Source organism: Arthrobacter sp. 35W, from assembly GCF_000482545.1.
GTDB lineage: Bacteria > Actinomycetota > Actinomycetes > Actinomycetales > Micrococcaceae > Specibacter.
On sequence record NZ_KI519455.1, the window covers coordinates 313,744 to 334,524 of the forward strand.

Sequence of the window (20,781 nt, forward strand, 5' to 3'; positions counted from 1 at the left end):
GGCCGCGGTGAAATGGTGCGGGGTCTTGACAGGTGCCGGTTCCCTTCCGGCTGCAGCGGGCCGCATTTCGACGCCGCACCGCTGCCTCAGCGCCCCGATGGGCCCGGCCCGCGTCCCGGCATGACCGCGGGTGACCTGGCATGGCGGCCCGTGTCGCCATGCGGTCCACACGGCGCAGCACGGCGTCACATGACAAAGATTTCCCTGCGTTTCGCCCGGTTTCCTTGGGTGAAACGGCGCTTTCACGGCGGCGGAATTTCCTGTTGCATCGTTCCCACCACGGCGGCGGATCCACCGGCCCCGGGCGACGAACAGGAAGAAAGCCATGAAACGATACCTGCCACTCTTGACCGTGACGGCCGCCGTCGTGATCACCCTGGCGGTGTCGGGGTGCGGCGGCCCCGCCACGGCCGGCGGTGCCGCCCCGGGCCAGGCCCAGACCAAGGAGGTCCGCTACCAGGGTTCGGCCAACAACGTCTCCCTCCTGGAGGTGGCCGAGGATCTGGGCTACCTGGGCGACGTCAAGCTCAAATGGGTGGGCAACACCATCTCCGGCCCCCAGGACATCCAGTCGGTGGCGACCAACCAGACCGACATCGGCGGTGCCTTTGCGGGGGCCGTGGTGAAGCTGATCGACGCCGGCGCCGCGGTCAAGGGTGTGGTCAACTACTACGGCGAGGATGAGAAGAGCTTCATCGGGTTCTACGCCCTGGACGGAAGCCCCATCCATTCCGCCAAGGATTTCATCGGCAAGAAGATCGCCGTCAACACCCTCGGCGCCCACGCCGATGCGGTGATCAACGGCTATCTGAAGAAGAACGGCCTCTCCGAGGCGGAGATCAAGTCGGTCCAGTTGGTCGTCCTGCCGCCCAACGACACCGAGGAGGCCATCCGCCGCGGCCAGGTGGACATCGGCGCCCTCTCCGGCGTCCTGCAGGACCACGCCGTCGCCACCGGCGGACTGCGGTCCATCTTCAGCGACTACGAGCTCTACGGCGCCTTTGCCGGCGGACAGCTGGTGCTGCGCAACGACTTTGCCGCACAGAACCCCGACACCTCCGCCACCCTCGCGACCGGCGTCGCAAAGGCCATCCAATGGGAAACCAGCACCCCCAAGGAAGAGGTCATCGCCCGCTTCACCAAGATCATCACGGACCGCAACCGCGGCGAGAGCACGGCCAATCTGAAGTACTGGAAGAGCGTCGGGGTGCCCAACGCGGGCATCATCACCGACGCCGACTTCAGCCGCTGGGAGTCCTGGCTGAAGGACACCGGAATCATCAGCGGCGCCATCAACCCGGGGAAGTACTACACCAACCAGTTCAACCAGCTGGCGTCCGCACCCGCCACTTCGGCATCGAAGGGGCAGCCATGACCGCAAAGATCAGCCTTGAGCATGTGCACCAGGAATTCTCCGTCCGCCCCGCCCGGGGCGCCCGGAACGGCCCGGCACCGTCAACCCTCGTGGCCCTGGACAACCTCAGCCTGGACGTCGCCGCCGGCGAGTTCCTGACACTGGTGGGGCCCAGCGGCTCCGGAAAGACCACCCTGCTGGACCTGCTCGCCGGCCTGACCCGGCCGACGTCGGGCCGGGTGCTGGTGGATGGCCGCGAGGTCACAGGCCCGGGGAAGGACCGCGCCGTTGTCTTCCAGCAGTACGCCCTCTTCCCCTGGCGGACCGCCTCCACCAATGTCTCCATCGGCCTGGAGGGCAGCGGTCTGAGCCGCCGCCAGCGCGCGGCCAAGGCACGGGAGTACCTGGAGCTGGTGGGGCTGGGCGGTTTTGAGGACCGCTACCCGCACGAGCTCTCGGGCGGAATGAAGCAGCGGGTGGCCATCGCCCGCAGCCTGGCCTACGAACCGGACATCCTGCTGATGGACGAGCCGTTCGCCGCCCTGGACGCCCAGACGCGTGAACAGCTGCAGGACGAGCTCCTGCGCATCTGGCGGGCCACGGGCAAGACGATCATCTTCATCACCCACGGCATCGACGAGGCGGTCTACCTCGGGCAGCGCGTGGCCGTGCTCAGCTCGCGCCCCGGCCGGCTCAAGGCCATCGTCGACGTCGACCTGGGCGACCGCAGTGCCGACGCGGACGTCCGTTCCAGCGCTGCCTTCGTCTCCCACCGGCACCAGGTGTGGTCGCTGCTCCACGACGAGGTCCAACGGGCCCAGGACGCCGGACACCGCAAGATCCTCCCCGACGGCACGGCGCCGGACGAGCAGCCCCTCCCCGAAAGGAGCGCAGCCTGATGAGCACCCTTGCAACCCACCGCCCCGCCTCCGATGCCGCACCTGCGGCACCGGTCCAGCCCGGCCCGGCGCCGTCGGGCCCCAATGCCGGGAACGATTCCACAAAGACGGGCACGACGGCGGTGGGCCGGCTCCGGCGCTCGGCGTCGCTGGCCGGTTCCTGGGTCTGGAAGTCCGCCGCCGTCATTCTGTTTCTGGCCTTGTGGGAGTTTGGCCCCACCTATCTGGCCAGCGCATCCACCCGGGTGTTCCTGCCGCCCCTGCATGAGGTGCTGGCGGCCGGGGCCGAGCTGCTGCGCACCGGCCAGCTGCAAAACCACCTGCTGGCGAGCATCACCCGGTCCGCGGCCGGCTTCGGCATCGCCGTCGTGCTGGGCGTTTCGCTGGGTCTGGTGATCGCCTGGTACCGGCCGCTGCACTCCTTCCTGAACCCGCTCCTGGAGCTGTTCCGCAACACCGCGGCGCTGGCCCTGCTGCCGGTCTTCACCCTGTTGCTGGGGATCGGGGAGGAATCCAAGATCACGATCGTGGCCTACGCGGCGTTCTTCCCGGTGCTCCTGAACACCGTGGCAGGGGTCCGCACCGTGGATCCGCTGCTCGTGCGGGCCGCCAAATCGCTGGGCCTGAACAGCTTCTCGCTCTTCCAAAAGGTCATCCTGCCCTCCGCCGTGCCCACCATCTTCACCGGCATCCGGATGGGCGGCACCGCCTCCATCTTGGTGCTGATCGCCGCGGAGATGGTGGGGGCCAAGGCCGGCCTGGGCTACCTGATCATCAATGCCCAGAGCAGCTTCCTGATCCCGCAGATGTATGCGGGCATCCTGGCGGTTTCGCTGCTGGGGCTGGCCGTGAACACCGCCCTGGTGGCGGCCGAACGGCACTTCTCCCGCTGGCGCGTGGCGATCACCGCCTAGCTTTGCACTCCTCCACTTCAACTCCACCCAGCACCACCACAGCAAAGGACACCGAAATGACCATCGTCACCGAAAACCGCACTGCTTCAACCACCCTCGCCTTCACCAAACTGGGCTCAAAGATCGGCGCCGAAATCCGCGGCCTGGACCTGCGCGGGGAACTCTCCGCCGACGTCGTCGCCGGCATCCGTGCCGCGCTGAACGAGCACAAGGCCCTCGTCTTCCGTGAGGCCAACATCCTCACCGATGAAGACCAGGTCCGCTTTGCCGGCCACTTCGGCCCGCTCACCGAGGCCCACCCCACCGTGGCCTCGGTGGAGGGCGCCGTGAACGTCCTTCCCGTGGACAGCGAGAACGGCTCCGCCAACACCTGGCACACCGACGTCACCTTCGTCGTGAACCCGCCGCAGGCCTCCACACTGCGCAGCATCACCGTGCCGGAGTATGGCGGCGAGACGCTGATCGCCTCCTCCGCCGCCGCCTACCAGGACCTGCCGGCGGAGCTGCGCACCTTTGCGGACTCCCTCTGGGCCATCCACACCAACGACTACGACTACTCCGTGCCCAAGAACCTGGAACACGCCAACGCCGACGAGCGCCGCAAGGAGTTCACCCGGCAGGTCTTCGAGACGGTCCACCCGGTGGTCCGCGTCCACCCGCTGACCGGCGAGCGCGGGCTCTTCATCGGCGGTTTTGCCCAGCGGCTGCGGATTGTGGGGCTCTCCAACACGGAGTCCAAGGACATCATCCGGATCCTGCAGGCCTATGTGGTGCGCCCGGAGAACGTGGTGCGGGTCAATTGGGAGCCCAACCAGCTGGTGCTCTTCGACAACCGGATCACCCAGCACTACGCGCCGGACAACTACGACGGCCTCCCCCGCACGCTCAACCGGGTGACCATCGCCGGCGACGTGCCCGTCAGCATCGAGGGCAAGCCCAGCCAGGCCTTGCAGGGCGATTCCTCCACCTACTCCGTGATCGCGCCGGTGCGCTGACCATGGCCTCTTCCCAGAAGCAGCTGCATCTCAATGCCTTCCTGCACGGAACGGGCCACCATGAGGCAGCGTGGCGGCATCCGGATGTTGCACCGCTGGAGGAGCTGACGCTGGCCCACTACGTGGCGGCGGCGCAGACCGCCGAGCGGGGCCGATTGGACTCGGTCTTCCTCGCGGACGGTCTGGCCGTGTCGGCGAACATTGCCTTCAACCCCCAGCATTCCTTTGAGCCGCTGACGCTGCTGGCGGCCCTCGCCACGGCGACGGAGCACATCGGGCTGATTGCCACGGCCTCCACCACCTACAACCAGCCCTACTCGCTGGCCCGGGCCTTCGCCTCTGTAGATCGGATCAGCGGCGGCCGCGCGGGCTGGAACATCGTCACCTCGGCCGGGCAGGGCGAGGCGCTGAACTTCAATCTGTCCCAGCGGCCCAACCATGCTCAGCGGTACGAACGTGCCGATGAATTCGTCTCGACGGCCAAGGCCCTGTGGGACAGCTGGGAGGACGACGCCGTTGTGGCGGACAAGGCGGCCGGCGTCTACGCCGACGCGGCAAAGATCCGTCCCATCAACCACGAGGGCGCGCATTTCCAGATCCAGGGGCCGCTCAATCTGCCCCGGCCGGTGCAGGGCCATCCCCTGCTGGTCCAGGCCGGGTCCAGCGAGGCCGGGAAGGATTTCGCGGCGCAGCACGCCGAGGCCGTCTTCACCGCGCACCTGAGCGTCGAATCCGCGCGGGAGTTCTATGCGGACCTGAAGGGACGGCTGGGCGCCTACGGACGCCTGCCCGGGGAGCTGAAGATCCTGCCCGGGATCAGCCCGTACATTGGACGCACCCGGGCTGAGGCGCAGGCCAAGCATGAGCAGCTGAACTCGCTGGTCAACCCGGAGTACGGCGTCCGGCAGCTGTCGGCAATGTTGGATGTGGACCTGTCCGGTCTGCCGCTGGATGGCCCGCTGCCCGAGCTGCCGGCCGGCACCGAGGGCATGCAGAGCCGCAAGGCACTGGTGGTGGAGCTGGCACGGCGGGAATCGCTGTCCATCCGCCAGGTCACCGAGCGGATTGCGGGCGCCCGGGGCCACTACACCTTCATCGGCACCCCGGAGCAGGTGGCTGATGAGATCGAGCTGTGGTTCACCACCGGTGCCGCGGACGGCTTCAACATCATGCCGCCCACCTTCCCCGGCGGGCTGGATGACTTTGTCGAACTGGTGGTGCCGATCCTGCAGCGCCGCGGGCTGTTCCGCACCGAGTACACGGGCCGCACACTGCGGGAGCACTACGGCTTGGCCCGGCCATCTGTCCGGCCACCGGTGCAGCAGGCAGCACTGTTGGCCGTCTGAGCTGTCCCCGGCCACTGCCGAAGCAGCCCACCTTTGGGACGTACGCCGCCCGGATTTGATCCGGACCGGGCGTGGCGGCCGCAAAGGTGGGCTGCTTCAGTGCCAGGACCGCCGTCTACGGAATCGGTCCGCCCCGTGCGCTGAGGTACAGCGAGTACCACTCGGTGGTGGCCATCAGCCGGGCCTGTTCCGGGGCATCGGCGCAGGCGGCAATCCGGTCCGGATTGGTGGAGCCGATGACCGGGGAGATCCCGGCGGGGTGGCGCATCAACCAGCCAAGAACGATGGCCTCCGGGGTGGTTCCCTTCTGGCCGGCGAGCGCGGCCACCAGTTCCGCCGTCGCCCGCTCCGCGTCCGTGGCCTCCCCGGGTGCGCCGGAATAGACGCCCTGGCCCAGGGCGCCCCAGGCCTGCAGGCCGACGCCGTGGCGGCGGCAGTGTTCCAGGGTGCCGTGCGGGAACGGGTACTGGGCCGCCTCGGGGTGGTTGATGAGCACGCCGCTCTCCAGCCAGGCCCGCTGGCGCAGGCTCATTTCCAGCTGGTTGGCCTCGATGGGCAGTTCCAGCCGGTCCTGCAGCAGAGCGATCTGCGCACCGGACATATTGGACACGCCCACGCCGCCGATCATTCCCTCGGCATGCAGGAAGGTGAGCGCTGCCGCCACCTCGCCGGGATCCATCAAGGGGTCCGGCCGGTGCAGGATCAGCAGATCCACGTAGTCGGTGCGCAGCCGGGCCAGGCTGGCTGCGGTGCGCTCGAGGATCGCCTCCCGGCTGAGGTCGTAGTAGGCGTCCAGCCCGCCCTCGCCCAGACGGATGCCGCATTTGGTCTGGATCCGGATCTGCCCGCGCAGTCCTTCATTCCGGGCGAGGACGTCGCCGAACACCGCCTCCGACTTGCCGCCGCCGTAGATGTCGGCGTGGTCAAAGACGGTGATGCCAATCCGCCGCGCCGCGCCAATGGCTGCCGCGGCGCCATCAATTTCAGCGGCGCCATACTCGGTGGCATCCCACGGACCACCGAGGCCCATGCAGCCGTAGATCAATTCCCCTGCAGTCTCCACCGGCACTCCTTCGTTAACGGAGCGGAACCCCGGCGCCGGGCCGGGGTTCCGCAGTTGGTCAATCGTTACACGAGCCAGGCCGTGGTGTCGGCAGGCAGCTTCCCATCGACGAGCGGTGCGCTGGCGAGCACCACCTTGCCGGCGGGCAGCTCGACGGCGGTGGTGCCGAAGTTGGTCACCGAATGCCAGCCGCCCGGGCGGGTGAAGTGCAGGACGTCGGCCGCCGACGGCAGCCACTGGAGCGTCTCCGCACCCTGCAGTTCCGTACGCAGGGCCAGGGCGCTGCGGTAGAACTCCAGCGTGGAGCCGTCGACGCCGTCCTGGGCGGATGCGGCGTAGCCGGCAAACCACTCCGGCTGGGGCAGGTGGGCACCGTCGGAGCCGAACCCGTAGGAGGATCCGTCCGCCGTCCACGGCAGCGGCACGCGGCAGCCGTCGCGGCCGATGTCCACGCCCGGGTTGCGGAAGAAGGCGGGGTCCTGGCGCTCGGATTCGGGGATCTCCCCCACCTCCTGCAGGCCCAGCTCCTCGCCGTTGTACAGGTACGCCGATCCGGGCAGTGCCAGCAGCAGCGCGGTGGCGGCGCGGGCCCGGCGCAGGCCAAGCTCCGCATCCACATCCGACGGCTTGCCGCCGGCCAGCAGCCAGGCCTTGCCATCCTGGCCCTTGGCCTCCTCGCTGTTTGCATCCGCGCCGGGAGCGGCCACGGTGGGAGTGGCCTCGGCCAGTTCCAGCGCCTTGGGCAGGCCATAGCGGGTGGCGTGGCGGACGACGTCGTGGTTGGAGAACACCCACGTTGACGACGCGCCCGTCGCCTCGGCCTCGGCCAGGTTCTTGGTGATGATGCTACGGAAGGCGTCGGCGTCGAAATCGGCCTGCAGCAGGTCGAAGTTGAACGCCTGGCCCAAGCCCTCGGGGCTGGCGTAGCGGGCGCGGCGCGAGGCGTGGACCCAGGCCTCGGCGACGGCGGTGCGCGGCGGGGTGTACTGGTTGAACAGCCTGCGCCACTCGGCGTAGATGCCGTGGACCTCGTCGCGGTCCCAGAACGGGTGGCTGCCGTCCAGCAGCTGGCCCTCGACGCCGAGCTCGGCCGTGCTGGGCAGCGGCTCGGAGAGGTCCTTGGTGAGCGCGTGGGCCACGTCGATGCGGAAGCCGTCCACGCCGCGGTCCGACCAGAACTTCAGCGTCTTCAGGAAGTCCTCGCGGACCTCGGGGTTGTCCCAGTTGAGGTCCGGCTGCTCCTTGGCAAAGATGTGCATGTACCACTGGCCGGGCGTGCCGTCGGCGTCGGTGGTGCGCTCCCAGGCCGGGCCGCCGAACACGGAGGTCCAGTCTGCCGGGGGCAGCTCGCCGTTCTCGCCCTTGCCATCGCGGAAGATGTAGCGCTCGCGGGCGGCGGATCCCTTCGGGGCGGCCAGCGCCTCCTTGAACCACTCGTGGCGGTCCGAGGAGTGGTTGGGGACGATGTCGGCAATGAGCTTTATGCCGGCGGCGTGCAGCGCGGCCGTCATCTCGTCGAAGTCCGCCAGGGTGCCCAGCTTCGGGTCCACATTGCGGTAGTCGTCGACGTCGTAGCCGCCGTCGGCCAGAGCGGAGGGGTAGAACGGGCTCAGCCACACGGCGTTGATGCCCAGCGCCTGCAGGTAGGGAACCTTGGCGGTGATGCCCTTCAGGTCGCCGATGCCGTCGCCATTGGAATCGGCAAAGCTGCGCGGATAGATCTGGTAGACGGCAGCCTGGCGCCACCAGTCGGGGTCGGTCATGCGCGGCGAGAGGGTCAGATCGACCTGCGGTGCAGTGGTCAAGACGGGAGTCCTTTTCAACGAGTGGTGGCTTGCCGGGGGCTTGCTTTGCATTTAGATAGAATCTAAATTTAAGTACTGCACCAGCATGCCCCCATTCCCCAGCGAAGGTCAAGCACCCATGGTTTCCACCCCCGCCACCCCGGCCTCCCTGCGCCGGGCCAATGCCGCGGCCGTCCTGGCCGCCGTGCGTGCCGGGACGGTGGTGACGGGCACCGAACTGATGGCCGGAACCGGGCTGACCCGCGCAACGGTTATGGCCGTCTGCGACGAACTGGCGGCCGCCGGCTGGATCCTTGAACTGGATGGCCCGCGCGACGGCGCCGCCAAGGGCCGCCCGGCCCGCTGCTTTGAGCTCAACGCCGACGCCGGCGCCGTCCTGGGACTGGATGTGGGCGCCGGCAAGACCACCGCCGTCGTGCTTGATCTGCGCGGCACCGTCCTGGGACGCGCGGTGCTTCCCTCTCCCGGGCTTGAGCTCGACGCCGCAGGGCGGGTGGAGCTGGCCAGCAATGCCGCGCTGGCAGCCCTGGCCCAGGCGGGCATCGGTGCGGATCGGATTCTGGCCGCGGCGGCGGGCGTGCCGGCCCCGATCGACAAGCACGGGCGGATCCGCGCCGGGCAGCCGTTCTGGGCGCTCTTCGACGTCGACCTGCGCGAGGCCCTCAGGGCGCGGCACGGCTGGGAGGTCCTGGTGGAAAACGATGCCAATCTGGCGGCGCTGGCCGAACGCTGGAGCGGAGCGGCGCAGGGCGTGGAGGATTTGGCGGTGCTGCTGGCCGGCGAGCGCCTGGGTGCCGGGCTGATGGATTCGGGCCGGCTGCTGCACGGCCATGGCGGCAGCGCCGGTGAAATGGACTTCCTGAAACTTGTGGCGGGCGTGGGCAGCACCCACGGCATCGCCTACCTGGCACGGGAGTGGGGGCAGGCGGCAGTGGACGAGGGCCGTGCGCCTGGGCTGGCGGCCCTGGCCGCGGGTGGACCGGTCAGCGCGGAGCTGGTGTTTGCCGCCGCGCACGACGGCGACCCGGTGGCCGTTGCGCTGCTGGAGAGGCTGGCGGAGCGGATGGCCCGGGTGATTGCGGCGCTGGGCTCGCTGGCCAACCCCGAGCTGGTGGTGCTGGCCGGCGCCGTCGCGGCCTCGGCCGGGGCGCTGCTGGAGGGCATCGACGCGCGGCTGCCGGCGCTGACTGTGGCGCCGCCCCGTGTGGCGGCCTCGCCACTGGGGACGGACGTCGTCGCCCTCGGCGCCGCCCGGCACGCCCTGGACTACGTAGAATCCCACGCCCCCGAGCTCGAGCTCGCGTAGCCGGCGGGCCGGCGGCAGGTTCGGCAATTCCCCATCCGACGGCGACGCTGATTCCCGCTGAGGACGCAAAAGCAGCCATGTCCCAGGCGGGAAACGGCATCCTGACATCGGGTGCGCATCCTGATCGGGTCCCCCGCTCGAGCTGAAGCCGGGCGGCAGGGCAGGCAATTTCCGTAGGCGACGTCAAGGGACACGTGGCCGCTTGCGGCCTGGTGTCACAGTCGCCGGGAAATTGCCGAACCTGCCGCCGGCGGCTGCCGGGGGTCTCGCTCCCCACCGCACCCCGCCCTCGCAAGCTCGGGTGGGGACCCGGCGGCCGTGGGCCCAGCTCGACCAGCGGTCTCCCCGCCCGGAGTGGTCTTAGTCGGGCATCATCATGGTGCGGAGGTCTAGCTGGCGGAGGACACGGTCGGCCACTTCGGGGTCGGTGCCGGACTCGCTGCGGGCGGAGAGCACCTCCTGGCGGGCGGCGTCGAGGGCAATGGTCTGCACAGCAATGGCCAGTTCGCGGCCGCGCTGGCGCTGCTGCTCCGCGGATTCGTTCTTCATGGTGCCATCCAGCAGCTCCGCATGCAGACGGGTCATCTTCTCCTTCACCAGCGCGATCCGCTCCGGCGGCAATTGGCTGATGAGGTCCGTGTCCTTCAAAGCTGCGATGGCCGCCGACTGCGCCCGGGCGGCCAGCTCCTTCGCCGCCTGCTGCTCCTCGACGCCGTCGTCCGCGGCCTTGAGCACGCGCATCAGCCACGGCAGCGTGAGCCCCGGCAGCACGAGTGTGGCCAGCAGCACGGCGCAGGCAATCACGATGATCTCGTGCCGGGCCGGGAAGTCTGTGCCGTCGGACAGGGTGACGGGAAGTGCCAAAGCCAGGGCCAGGGTGGCCAGACCGCGCATGCCGCACCACGTCAGAATCAGCACATCCTTGAAGCCGGTGGGCGGCAGATCGCTGCCGCGCCGCCGGGCCGCGGCTGCCAGCAGGGCCAGCCACAGGAAGCGGACGGCAAACACCAGCACGCAGACCGCGGCGGCCATGCCCAGCATGCCAAAGATCGCCGAGCCCTCGGCCTTAATCACCTCGCGGATTTCCAGGCCCACTAGGCCAAAGGCCAGGCCCGTGACCAGCAGCTCCACCACATCCCAGAAGGCTGTGCGGGTGATCCGCTCGGCGGCATCCTGCGGGCGGGCGTGGCGCCTGATCTCCAGCGCTGTGGCCACGACGGCGATGACACCGGAGGCGTGGACCTCTTCGGCCAGGATGTACGCGGTGAACGGCACCACCAGGGTGACGGCGCTGCGGGCCACCATCGAGGTGACCAGCCGAGTGATCAGGCTGGTCAGCCAGCCCATCAGGACACCGATGACGACGGCGATGACCGCACCGAGGATGAACTTCCCCGCCACGCCCCAGCCGATCTCGGTGCCGCCGACGGCGCTGGCCACCGCGGCCTGGAAGATCACGATGGCGGCGGCGTCGTTGAACAGGCCCTCGCTCTGCAGCACGGTGATCAGCCGGCGCGGCATGTGCACGCGCCCGGCCACCGATTCCACGGCCACCGGGTCCGGCGGAGCGACCATGGCGCCCAGGGCGATGGCCGCGGGGATGCCGATCGAGGGGATCAACAGCCAGGCCGCACCTGCCACCACCACGGTGGTCAGGACCACCAGCGCCACCGCCAGCAGCACGATGGTGCGCCAGCGGATCTTGAAAACGGACCAGGAGCTGCGCTGCGCCGTGGCGAACAGCAGCGGCGGCAGGAAGACGGGCAGGATCAGCTCAGGGTCGATCCGCAGGTCCGGGAAGCCGGGGATGAACGTCAATCCCGCGGCGAAGAGCAGCATCAGCACCGGATAGGGCAGGCGGAGGCGGTCCCCCACACCCACTGCCACCACCGTGGCGAAGAGAAGTCCGATGATCAATGCCAGCTGGTCCACGGGCCCACTTTCGGTTCGGGTGCACTTGCGCAGCGTGGTCCGCACTAAAGGAACCCTGCTGCCTCCACGCTACCGGCGCGGAGGCAGCAGCCGCTGCACTGTCTACTGCCCGGCGGCCGTGTTCCAGGGCTCCTCGGAGACCGGGATCCACCAGCGGCGCTCCTCGCCCTCGCCGATGTACTCCGGCCAGCGGAAGTCGATGGGGGCGCTGAAGCCGGCGGGCAGCAGCGGCGCCACGGAACCGCGGCGGATCTTCTCCGCCTCGAACTCGGCCTTGGCCTCGGCCAACGTCTCCGGCGAGGTCAGCAGGTCCAACACCATGCCTGCCACCATCTTGCCCGTGGCGATGATCGTGGGGTCGATGGTTTCCGGGATGCCGCCCATGGCCGTCATCGCCCACCCCGGGTACGCCGTGCCATTGCCGTCCGGAGCCAGCGTGGGGCGGGCCGTGTAGAAGCGGATGGTTGGGGCGTACCAGCTCATCTCCACGTAGTCGTCGCTGGTCCAGTTCAGCTGGGTGGCCGGCAGGTGGCGGCGCAGCTCGGCCTCGGCATCCTGCGGGCTGATGAGCTGCTCGGTGGCCGGGTGGAAGGGGTTCTCCATCGGCTCCACGCCGCAGGAGATCTGGATGTCGCGGCCGATCTCACGTGCCCGCTCGGAGAGCTGCGGGGCCCCGACGGCGGCAATGTTCTCCCAGGCGACCTGGGCGACAGTGTGGTTGGCGATGCCGGGCCGGTTGCGGGCCACCCAGCGGGTGCTGACGGTGCAGTGCGAGGCAGCGGCGGCGAGCTCGGCGTTGCGGTCCAGCACGGCCAGCACGGCGTCGGCCTCGGCCAGGCAGGGGCAACGCCAGGAGTACTGGATCTGCGCCAGGCCCGCCGGCTGGTTGTCCGCCGTCGCCTGTCCGGCGCTGAGGATGGCTTCGGAGAGGGACCAGCCCCCGGCCTGCGGCAGCATCGAATCCTGGGTGGTCTTGGTCAGGGAGAACATGGTGAACAGCGCGGCGTCGGCCCCCGGGGCGCGGGCGGCCGAGTGCGAGGACGGGATGGGGCTGTCCCCGTAGGTGTTGCCCCAACCCTCGGGGTCGTCGCAGGTGAAGGTGTAGACCTTGGAATAGTACGAGCCGCAGTGGGTGTCCCAGCGGGCGGTGTTGCACAGCGGCATCATGTAGAACGGGTGGTACGAGATGATCGCGTCAAGGTTGTCGTAGTAGCCGCGCAGGCCGTGGACCACCTTGGAGCCCTGCACCTTTTCCGCCGGTTCACCGGTGTAGACCAGCGTGCCGGGGATGTTGTGCGCCTCCATGGCTTCCTTGGCAGCCAGGAAGCCGGCCAGCGTGGAGATACCCAGCGCCGAGTGCGGATCCGTGTGCCCCGGGGCGAAGCGGGACATGCCGATGCGCGGCTCCCGCTTGGTGGAGGCGGCCTGGCAGTTGCCGGGGATCGCGTCGTACTCGGCGTAGCCCAGGATCCGCGCGCCGGGGCCGGCGGGGCTGGTCCATTCGGCGGCGAAGGCCGTCGGCATGCCGGCGCTGCCCTCCTCCACGGTGAAGCCGTGCTCGCGCAGTGTCTTTACGTACCAGGCGCAGGATTCGTACTCGCGCCAGGCCGGCTCGGCCAGTTCCCAGATGGTGGTGTGCCAGGCGGAGAGCTGCTCCTGTGCTCCATCCACCCAGCCCCAGGCGGTGTTCTTCAGCCCGGGGTTCTTCACGGGCACGGTGGTCTCTGTCATGGCGTCCTTTTCCTCGGTCAGTCGGTGGTGTGGTGGGGCCCGCCTAGCGGACCACAAGCTTTCTGTTGGCGAACTCCTCCAGGCCCAGCCGGCCCAGTTCCCGGCCCACGCCGGAACGCTTGACGCCGCCAAAGGGCAGGCAGGCGTCCGACGGCGGAAGCTGGTTCACGCTGACCATGCCCACGTCCAGCCGGTCGCCCAGCCGGGCGGCGCGCGCCGGATCGGTGCTGAAGATGGTGGCGCCCAGGCCAAAGGGGGAATCGTTGGCCAGCCGCACGGCGTCGTCGTCGTCCGTGACCGCGTGGACCACGGCGACGGGCCCGAACAGCTCCTCGTCATAGGCGCGCATGCCGGGCACGACGCCGGTCAGCAGCACCGGGGCGACAAACTCCTCGCCGTCAGCGGTGCTGGAGCCGCCGCAGTGCAGCTGTGCACCGGCGTCGACGGCGTCGCGGACCTGGGCCAGCAGCGCCCGGGCCGCAGCGGCGGAGAACATCGGGGCCAGCGTCGTCGCCGGATCCAGCGGATTCCCGGGGACGTAGCCGGCCAGCCGGGCGGTGAGCCTTTCAACGAAGCCCTCGTACAGCGCCTCCGCCACGAGGAACCGTTTGGGCGAGTTGCAGGCCTGTCCGCAGTTCTCCATCCGGGCCGCCGCGGCCAGTTCCACCACGGCATCCAGATCCTCGGTGTCCAGCACGATGAAGGCATCCGAGCCGCCGAGTTCAAGCACATGCTTCTTCAGCGCCGCACCGGCCAGGGCGCCCACGGCCTCCCCCGCCCGCTCGCTGCCGGTGAGGGAGACGCCCTGGATGCGCGGATCGGCAATCAAGGCCGCGGTGTCCGCCACGGAGGCGAGCACCGTGGAATAGGCGCCGGGCGCGGCACCGGCGTCCAACAGCAGCTGCTCCAGCGCCAGGGCGGAGCGGGCACAGGCCGGGGCCGGCTTGATGAGCACCGCATTGCCCAGCAGCAGGTTGGGTGCGGCCAGCCGGACCAGCTGGTAGTAGGGATAGTTCCACGGCATGATGCCCAGAATGGCCCCCAGAGGGCGGCGCACCACCGCGGCGCCCGGGTAGGGCAGCGGCTCCTCGGCCAGGAATCCCGGGCCGGATTCGGCGTAGAAGGTGAAGATCTGCGCGCAGAGCTCCACCTCGCCGCGGGCCTCGCTGAGCAGCTTGCCCGTTTCCAGGGTGGCCAGCCGGGCCAACTGGTCCTTACGGTCCAGCAGCAGCCGGGCCGCCCGGTGGAGCACCGCGGCACGCTCCCACAGCGCCGTGGCGGACCAGCTCGCAAAACCCCGCTGCGCCGCCGCGGCGGCGGCCTGGGCCATGTCCGGACTTGCTTCGGTATACGCGGCCTCGGTGAAGTCAGGGCCGGATGCCGGGGCGGCCGGGGAAACGGAAACGGTGCCCGCTGTCATCAGATGGTCACATGGATCAGGCTGGGGCCGCGCACGGCCATCGCCTTGGTGACGGTGGGGCCGAGCTCGTCCAGGTCCTCCACGGAGAACGCGGCCAGGCCGAAGCCCTCGGCCAGCTTCACCCAATCGGGCTGGGTGAGGTCCACTGCCACCGGGGCCATGCCGCGGTCGGCCATGTTCGCCTTGATCTCGCCGTATCCGCCGTTGTTGACACAGATGATCGGCAGATCCACGCGCTGTTCGACGGCGGTGATGAATTCCTGCACGGCGAACATGAGCGCGCCGTCGCCGAGCAAGCAGACCACCGGACGGTCCGGCGCTGCCACCTTGGCGCCGATGGAGGCTGGCAGGCCGTAGCCGAGCGTGGCGTAGCAGGGCGTGTAGAGCAGCTGGTGGGCGGAATCCATCGGGAAGAAGGACGCCGTGCCGAAGTAGGTGATCTGGGACGAGTCGCCGCCAATCACCGTGTCCTTCGGGAGCACCGAGGCCAGGATCTCATTGATGCGCGCAAGCACCGGGGACATCTCCCGGGCCTCGGCCTGCAGCGAGGCCTTCAGGTCCGAGACATCCGCTTCTGCCGCCGCACGGTGGCCGGCGAGGGCTGCCAGCAGGGCCGGCACGACGGCGGCCGAGTTGCCCACCAGCTCGATGTCGGCGGAGAGGTTGACGCCGAGCTGGCCCGGGTCGATGTCGATGCGGATGCAGCTGCCCGCCGGCGCAATCCTGCCGCCCCACAGCTCGGATTCGCCCACCTTGGAGCCAACCACCAGCAGGGCGTCGGCGCCGTTGCACAGGTCCTGCGCGGCGGAGAGGCGGATGTCCGAGCCCAGCGAGAGCGGGTGCGATTCGGGGATGGCGCCCTTGCCGTTGAGCGTGGTGACCACCGGGGCCTGCAGCAGTTCGGCCAGGGCCAGCAGCGCCGAGCCGGCGCGCAGGGAGCCGCCGCCGGCCAGGATCACGGGATTCGTTGCCTGCGACAGGACCGCCACAGCGGCGGCCACGGCCTCGTCGTTGGCGTTCCGGGCCGGGCCCAGATCGCGGGCGGCCAGCTGCTCCGCCGGAACGTCGTGGGCGGATTCCAGCAGGTCCAGCGGGATCTCGATGTGCACGGGGCGCGGACGGCCGTGGGCAAACAGCGCGAACGCCTCGTGGATGATCTCCACCGCCTCGGCTCCGCTGGCCACGCGGGTGCTGCGGCCGATCAGCGCGGCGACGGCGCCGGTGGGGTCGCGCGTCTCGTGCAGGGAGCCGATGTCGGAGAATTCGCTGCCGCGCGGCGCCCCCGGGGAGAGGACGATCAGCGGGCGCGACTCGCAGTACGCCGTCGCCGTTGCGGAGAGGGCGTTGAGCAGACCGGGGCCGGAGGTGGTGATGACGACGCCAGGCAGGCCCGTCATCTGGCTCCAGCCATCGGCGCCGTAGCCGGCGCCCTGCTCGTGGCGGCTCGTCACGGGGTGGATGCCCAGGGGTGCCAGGTGGCGGTAGAACTCCAGATTGTGGGTTCCGGGGATGCCGAAGATGGTGTCGATGCCGTAGTTGCGCAGCGTGGCCATCACGGCCAGGCCAACGTTGTTTTCCGGGACCGCTGTGTCCGCGCCAGCATCAGTGGTGGCGGGTGCTGTGCTTTCAAGGGTGTTCATGGGAAATCCTTTGCGCTCAGGAGGATGAAGGTGGCGGCGGAGGGGCGGGCTAGAAGACCCGCACGCCGTCGACCCAGGTCTGCAGCACCGCAATGGCGCTGATGTCCCCGGCGGGGGTGTCCAGCGGATCGGCGGCCAGCAGCACGAAGTCGGCCAGCTTGCCGGTCTCCAGCGAACCCAGGTCCCGCTCGCGGCCCATGGCCCGGGCGCCGTTGATGGTGTGCGCCCGCAGCGCCTGGACGGCGTCGATCTTCAGCTCGTCCCCGCCCAGCTGCACGCCGGAGCGTGTGGTGCGCGTGATGGAGGTCTGGATGGCCTCCAGCGGACGGGGCTCGGCCACCGGGGCGTCGGAGCTCATGGTGACGGGCACGGAGGCGGCCACAAATTCGCCCAGCGGGTTGAAGCGCTCCCCCGGCGACCCGATGGCATCGAGCACGCCCGGGCCCCAGTTGTAGTAGTGCTGCGGCTGGTTCACCGGCAGGATGCCCAGCTCGGCCATCTCGGTGATCTGCTCCGGGGTGGGCAGTCCGCAGTGCTCGATGCGGTGGCGGTGGTCGGCCCGCGGGCTGGCGGCAACGGCCTCCTTGACGGCGTCGATCACCAGCTGGATCGCCGTCGGCGACTGCGCGTGGGTGGCGGTCTGCAGGCCGGCGCTGTGCGCCCGGGCCACCAGCGAGCGGTACTCGGCGGGCTCGTGGTAGAGCGAGCCGGTGCGGCAGGGATCGTCGCGGTAACCCTCGGGGAAGTAGGCGGTCCAGCCGCCCAGCGTGCCGTCGGCGTAGAGCTTGATGCCGGCGAAGGACAGCAGCGAGTCGCCGAACTTGTCCACCAGCCCCAGCTCCAGCACCTCGTCAAGCAGGCTGGAGAGGAAGTAGGCGTTGATGCGGGTGACCAGTTCGCCGCGCTCCACCAGGTCCAGGTAGGCGGAGAATTCGCGCCGGGTCACCTGGCAGTCGCCGATGGTGGTGACGCCGTTGGCCAGGAAGTTACGCTGCGCGTGCAGCAGCTGCGCGCGGTGCTGGTCCTTGCTGTCGGCGAGGTGGAAGTTGGGGCCGTGGTGGCCCAGCTTCACGCCGTCGGCGCCGGTGAGGATGTCGCAGGCGGCATCGGACAGCTCGCCGGTGAGCGAACCGGCCGCGTCGCGGAAGAAGGTGCCGCCGTCGGGGTTGGGCGTGGCGTCGGTGATGCCGGCCTGCGCCAGCGTGACGGAGTTGACGACGCCGCCGTGGCCGCTGGCGTTCATCACGTAGACCTCGCGGGTGGTGGACACCGTGTCCAGCTCCTGGCGGGTGGGGTGGCGCTGCTCGGCCAGGTTGCGGTGTTCGTAGCCGTAGCCGCGGATGGGGCCCTCTCCCGGGTTGGCTTCGGCCGCAGCGGCCAGCTTCGCCAGCATGGTGGGGATGTCCGGGGCCGCCTCGGGGCCGCAGTCCACCCAGGACAGCAGCTGGCCGTACATCAGCGGGTGCGCGTGCGGATCGGTGAAGCCGGGCACCATGGTGCGTCCGGCCAGGTCAACAACCTCGACGTCGGAGGTGCTCAGGCGGGCGGCCTCGGCACGGCAGTGTGCCTCGGAGCCCACGGCGGCAATCGTGTTGCCGATCACCAGGGCGGCCTCGGCCACGGAGTTGGCGGCGTCTACGGTGCGGATGGTGCCGCCCAGGAACAGCGTGGCTGCCGGGACGACGGCGGTGCCGGGGGAAGTCTGGGTTGTCATGGGGCTGACCTTTGCTTGCTAGAAGTGGTTCGAATCCGGGCGGCAATCAGCCGGCCGGCTCCAAAACGAAGAGCGGGGTGTCGGGGGTGCCGTTGGCGGCCAGCGAGAGCACATTCTGGGCCTGGACCCTGATGTACTCGGCCAGCGTGTGCTCGGAGAGGAAGCCGACGTGGGGCGTGACGAGGATCCGCGGGTGGCCCATCAGCGGATGGTCCGCCGGGGCGGGCTCGACGTCGAGCACGTCCAGGGCGGCGCCGCGGAGATGGCCTGAATCGATGGCCTCCCGCAGGGCCTCGTTGTCGACCAGCTGGCCGCGGCTGACGTTGACCAGGTAGCTGCCGGGGCGCATCGAGGCCAGCGTTTCGGCGTTGATGAGGTGGTGGGTGTCCTCGCTCAGCGGTACGTGCAGGGACAGCACGGCCGATTCCGCGAGCACCTCCTCCAGCGTGGTCCGGCGGATTCCGGCGTCGGACAGCAGAGCCCGGGTCTCGGCGGTGTCCGGCAGGAACGGGTCGTAGCCGATGACCTCGCCGAAGACGCGGGAGGCCATCTCACCCAGCTTGGTGCCGATCCGGCCCAGGCCCACAAGGCCAAGGCGCTGCTGGCTCAGCCGGAAGACGGCGGAGTCCGGTCGGGAGTTCCAATCGCCGGCAGCCACGCGCTCGGCAAAGTAGGACAGCTCACGAGTGGAGGCCAGGGCCAGGGCCAGTGCGTGGGAGGCCACCTCCTCGGTGGCGATACCGGGCAGATTGGTCACCCAGATGCCGCGCTCTCTGGCGGCGTCGAGGTCCACATTGTCGAAGCCCATTGAGAGCAGCGCGATGAGCTTCAGCCCGGGGATGGCGTCCATGACCTCGGCCGTGACCTGCGCATAGCCCACCAGGAGCGCCTCGGCGCCGGTGGACTCGGCCGCGATGACGTCGGAATCCTGCGTGCCCAGGTAGCGGACCTCGTAGCCGTGCTGCTCCAGCAGGGCGACGCCGGAGGCATGGTCGATGTCCTCCATGTCCGTGTACACGGCAAGGGGGCGGACTCCCGGGATCAGGGTGGAAGTGGCGTTAGTGGACATGGCTGAGGAACTTCCTGGTGCGTTCGTGCTGGGGATTGTCGAAGAACTCGTCCGGTGCGGCCTGCTCGACGATGATGCCGCTGTCGAAGAGGGTCACCTCGTCGGCAACCCGGCGGGCGAAGCGCACCTCGTGGGTGACCACGATCATCGTCATGCCGTCGTTGGCGAGGCCCTCCATGACATCGAGGACCTCCCCCACCAGCTCCGGGTCAAGGGCCGAGGTGGGCTCGTCGAAGAGCAGCACCGTCGGGTTCATGACCAGGGCGCGGGCGATGGCCACGCGCTGCTGCTGCCCGCCGGAGAGCTCCGAGGGGTAGTGGCCGGCGCGGTGGGACAGGCCCACGCGTTCCAGCATGGCCATGGCCTGTGCCTCGGCCTCCTTGTGCGGAACGTTCTTCACACTGGTCAGGCCCAGCATCACGTTGCGGCAGGCGGACAGGTGCGGGAAGAGGTTGAACTTCTGGAACACCATGCCGATGTTCGCCCGTTCCTTGGCCAGCTCCCGCTCGGGCAGGGCGATCGTTGCCCCACCGCGCTCCCGCACGCCGATCCGGCGTCCGCGCAGGGTGATCTCGCCGTCGTCGGCCGGCTCCAGCAGCGCCATCAGGCGCAGCATGGTGGACTTGCCGGAGCCCGAAGGCCCCAGCACTGCCTTGACCTGGCCCTGGTGGATGTCGAACTCCACACCCTTGAGGACCTGCTGGTCGTGGTAGGTCTTGTGCAGATTGCGCACCTTCAGCACGGGCTGGCTGTCATTCCAGGTGTCGCCCAGCTGCGGGGCGCTGGCGGCGTGCGTCATGATGCCACGCCCGCGGACTGGGGTGCCTGGATGGATGGCTTCTTGGATTTTGTACGAGATGTCCATAGGAATTTCTTCTCCACGTAGCTCTGCAGCAGGGTCAGGAGCGTAACGATGATCAGGTAGTAGACGATGGCGGCGGCGTAGTACTCCGCGTAGCGGAACGTGATGTTCACGCCCACCTGGGCCGTGGTCAGCAGCTCCTGGAGCGAGATCACGGAGGCCAGCGAGGAGAACTTCACGAGGCCGATGAACTCGTTGCCCGTGGGCGGGAGGGCGATGCGGATGGCCTGCGGCAGCACCACCTTGGTCATCACCTTCCAGGGGGACATGCCCAGCGCGCGGCCGGCCAGGCCCTGGCCCTCGTCGATGCTGATGAGGGCCGAACGGATGATTTCTGCCATGAAGGCCGCCTCGACGACACCGAGGCCAATGAAGGCGGCGATGAACGGGGAGAACCAGTCCTGGCGCAGCACGGGGAACAGCTGGGGCAGGGCATTCCAGATGATCAGCAGCACCAGCAGGGCGGGGATGGCCCGGAAGAACCAGATGTACAGGCCGGAGAGGCCCTGCATCACCTTGCTCTTGGAGGTCCGGCCCAGGGCCATGATGAAGCCGATGACGGTGGCCAGGACCAAAGCGAGCACGGCCACGGCAACGGAGAGAAACGCGCCCTTCACATAGTCCGGGCTGATGAGCTGTTGGACGAAGATGCCGAGATCAAACTCCATCGGATCTTTCCTTATCTCTTGGGTGTCTTGGGGAGCCGGGCGCCCGCACCATTGCGGTCGCCC

At 69.3% G+C, this 20,781-nt stretch carries 16 protein-coding genes; 6 read left to right on the plus strand and 10 right to left on the minus strand.

The genetic code is table 11. The annotated features are described in order from the left end of the window. Positions 1-325: 325 nt before the first annotated feature. From K254_RS23265 to K254_RS0113635, 5 genes are read left to right on the plus strand one after another with little or no spacing between them, the layout of a single operon-like run. Positions 326-1,375, plus strand: coding sequence for an ABC transporter substrate-binding protein (locus K254_RS23265; RefSeq protein ID WP_035750193.1), 1,050 nt, complete (start codon positions 326-328; stop codon positions 1,373-1,375). Next, positions 1,372-2,253 carry an ABC transporter ATP-binding protein gene (locus K254_RS0113620; protein ID WP_026555831.1) on the plus strand — a complete coding sequence of 294 codons (882 nt, stop codon included), beginning with the start codon at positions 1,372-1,374 and terminating at the stop codon, positions 2,251-2,253. Before K254_RS23265 ends, K254_RS0113620 begins: the two co-directional genes overlap by 4 nt. Beyond that, a complete protein-coding gene (locus K254_RS0113625; RefSeq protein ID WP_026555832.1) occupies positions 2,253-3,167 on the plus strand; it encodes an ABC transporter permease in 915 nt (304 codons plus the stop codon). Before K254_RS0113620 ends, K254_RS0113625 begins: the two co-directional genes overlap by 1 nt. Positions 3,168-3,223: 56 nt before the next feature. Next, the gene (locus K254_RS0113630; RefSeq protein ID WP_026555833.1) at positions 3,224-4,162 is read left to right on the plus strand and encodes a TauD/TfdA dioxygenase family protein; all 939 of its coding nucleotides are present in this window, start codon (positions 3,224-3,226) and stop codon (positions 4,160-4,162) included. Positions 4,163-4,164: 2 nt separating this feature from the next. Beyond that, the gene (locus K254_RS0113635; RefSeq protein ID WP_026555834.1) at positions 4,165-5,508 is read left to right on the plus strand and encodes an LLM class flavin-dependent oxidoreductase; all 1,344 of its coding nucleotides are present in this window, start codon (positions 4,165-4,167) and stop codon (positions 5,506-5,508) included. Between the two features lie 115 nt (positions 5,509-5,623). Here the strand turns inward: K254_RS0113635 and K254_RS0113640 are convergent, their stop codons facing one another. Both K254_RS0113640 and K254_RS0113645 read right to left on the minus strand, forming a co-directional pair. Beyond that, entirely contained in the window at positions 5,624-6,571 is a 948-nt protein-coding gene (locus tag K254_RS0113640) for an aldo/keto reductase (protein ID WP_026555835.1), read from the minus strand. Positions 6,572-6,636: 65 nt separating this feature from the next. After that, complete coding sequence (locus K254_RS0113645; RefSeq protein WP_231391937.1) at positions 6,637-8,334, minus strand: glycoside hydrolase family 13 protein; 1,698 nt, start codon at positions 8,332-8,334, stop codon at positions 6,637-6,639. A gap of 160 nt (positions 8,335-8,494) precedes the next feature. Between K254_RS0113645 and K254_RS0113650 the strand changes: the two genes are divergently transcribed. Continuing rightward, positions 8,495-9,682: an ROK family protein gene (locus K254_RS0113650; RefSeq protein WP_026555837.1), complete on the plus strand. Its 1,188-nt coding sequence runs from the start codon at positions 8,495-8,497 to the stop codon at positions 9,680-9,682. 360 nt (positions 9,683-10,042) lie between these two features. On the opposite strand, the gene K254_RS0113655 is transcribed toward K254_RS0113650, so the two are convergent. From K254_RS0113655 to K254_RS0113690, 8 genes are all read right to left on the minus strand, one after another. Continuing rightward, positions 10,043-11,614 (minus strand): Na+/H+ antiporter, encoded by a 1,572-nt coding sequence (locus tag K254_RS0113655; RefSeq protein ID WP_026555838.1) that lies wholly within the window; start codon positions 11,612-11,614, stop codon positions 10,043-10,045. A gap of 102 nt (positions 11,615-11,716) precedes the next feature. Continuing rightward, a complete protein-coding gene (locus K254_RS0113660) occupies positions 11,717-13,345 on the minus strand; it encodes a peptidase M20 (RefSeq protein WP_051389227.1) in 1,629 nt (542 codons plus the stop codon). Between the two features lie 43 nt (positions 13,346-13,388). Next, the gene (locus K254_RS0113665; protein WP_035750196.1) at positions 13,389-14,765 is read right to left on the minus strand and encodes an aldehyde dehydrogenase family protein; all 1,377 of its coding nucleotides are present in this window, start codon (positions 14,763-14,765) and stop codon (positions 13,389-13,391) included. Continuing rightward, entirely contained in the window at positions 14,765-16,405 is a 1,641-nt protein-coding gene (locus K254_RS0113670) for a thiamine pyrophosphate-binding protein (protein WP_026555841.1), read from the minus strand. The genes K254_RS0113665 and K254_RS0113670 overlap by 1 nt, the downstream gene beginning before the upstream one ends. Positions 16,406-16,454: 49 nt before the next feature. Then, entirely contained in the window at positions 16,455-18,119 is a 1,665-nt protein-coding gene (locus tag K254_RS0113675) for an amidohydrolase (RefSeq protein WP_026555842.1), read from the minus strand. 46 nt (positions 18,120-18,165) lie between these two features. Then, the gene (locus K254_RS23270) at positions 18,166-19,188 is read right to left on the minus strand and encodes a C-terminal binding protein (protein ID WP_051389228.1); all 1,023 of its coding nucleotides are present in this window, start codon (positions 19,186-19,188) and stop codon (positions 18,166-18,168) included. Next, positions 19,178-19,987 (minus strand): amino acid ABC transporter ATP-binding protein, encoded by an 810-nt coding sequence (locus tag K254_RS0113685; RefSeq protein ID WP_051389229.1) that lies wholly within the window; start codon positions 19,985-19,987, stop codon positions 19,178-19,180. The genes K254_RS23270 and K254_RS0113685 overlap by 11 nt, the downstream gene beginning before the upstream one ends. Further along, positions 19,984-20,718, minus strand: a complete 735-nt coding sequence (locus K254_RS0113690; RefSeq protein ID WP_026555844.1) for an amino acid ABC transporter permease — start codon at positions 20,716-20,718, stop codon at positions 19,984-19,986. Before K254_RS0113690 ends, K254_RS0113685 begins: the two co-directional genes overlap by 4 nt. Positions 20,719-20,781: the final 63 nt, after the last annotated feature.

Bases quoted from the DNA above. Each gene is read 5' to 3' on its own strand.
- K254_RS23265 (WP_035750193.1), top strand. From the start codon at position 326: ATGAAACGATACCTGCCACTCTTGACCGTGACGGCCGCCGTCGTGATC.
- K254_RS0113685 (WP_051389229.1), bottom strand. From the start codon at position 19,987: ATGACGCACGCCGCCAGCGCCCCGCAGCTGGGCGACACCTGGAATGAC.
- K254_RS0113650 (WP_026555837.1), top strand. From the start codon at position 8,495: ATGGTTTCCACCCCCGCCACCCCGGCCTCCCTGCGCCGGGCCAATGCC.
- K254_RS0113690 (WP_026555844.1), bottom strand. From the start codon at position 20,718: ATGGAGTTTGATCTCGGCATCTTCGTCCAACAGCTCATCAGCCCGGAC.
- K254_RS0113675 (WP_026555842.1), bottom strand. From the start codon at position 18,119: ATGACAACCCAGACTTCCCCCGGCACCGCCGTCGTCCCGGCAGCCACG.
- K254_RS0113625 (WP_026555832.1), top strand. From the start codon at position 2,253: ATGAGCACCCTTGCAACCCACCGCCCCGCCTCCGATGCCGCACCTGCG.
- K254_RS0113635 (WP_026555834.1), top strand. From the start codon at position 4,165: ATGGCCTCTTCCCAGAAGCAGCTGCATCTCAATGCCTTCCTGCACGGA.
- K254_RS0113670 (WP_026555841.1), bottom strand. From the start codon at position 16,405: ATGAACACCCTTGAAAGCACAGCACCCGCCACCACTGATGCTGGCGCG.
- K254_RS0113645 (WP_231391937.1), bottom strand. From the start codon at position 8,334: ATGACCGACCCCGACTGGTGGCGCCAGGCTGCCGTCTACCAGATCTAT.
- K254_RS0113665 (WP_035750196.1), bottom strand. From the start codon at position 14,765: ATGACAGCGGGCACCGTTTCCGTTTCCCCGGCCGCCCCGGCATCCGGC.
- K254_RS0113620 (WP_026555831.1), top strand. From the start codon at position 1,372: ATGACCGCAAAGATCAGCCTTGAGCATGTGCACCAGGAATTCTCCGTC.
- K254_RS0113660 (WP_051389227.1), bottom strand. From the start codon at position 13,345: ATGACAGAGACCACCGTGCCCGTGAAGAACCCCGGGCTGAAGAACACC.
- K254_RS23270 (WP_051389228.1), bottom strand. From the start codon at position 19,188: ATGTCCACTAACGCCACTTCCACCCTGATCCCGGGAGTCCGCCCCCTT.
- K254_RS0113630 (WP_026555833.1), top strand. From the start codon at position 3,224: ATGACCATCGTCACCGAAAACCGCACTGCTTCAACCACCCTCGCCTTC.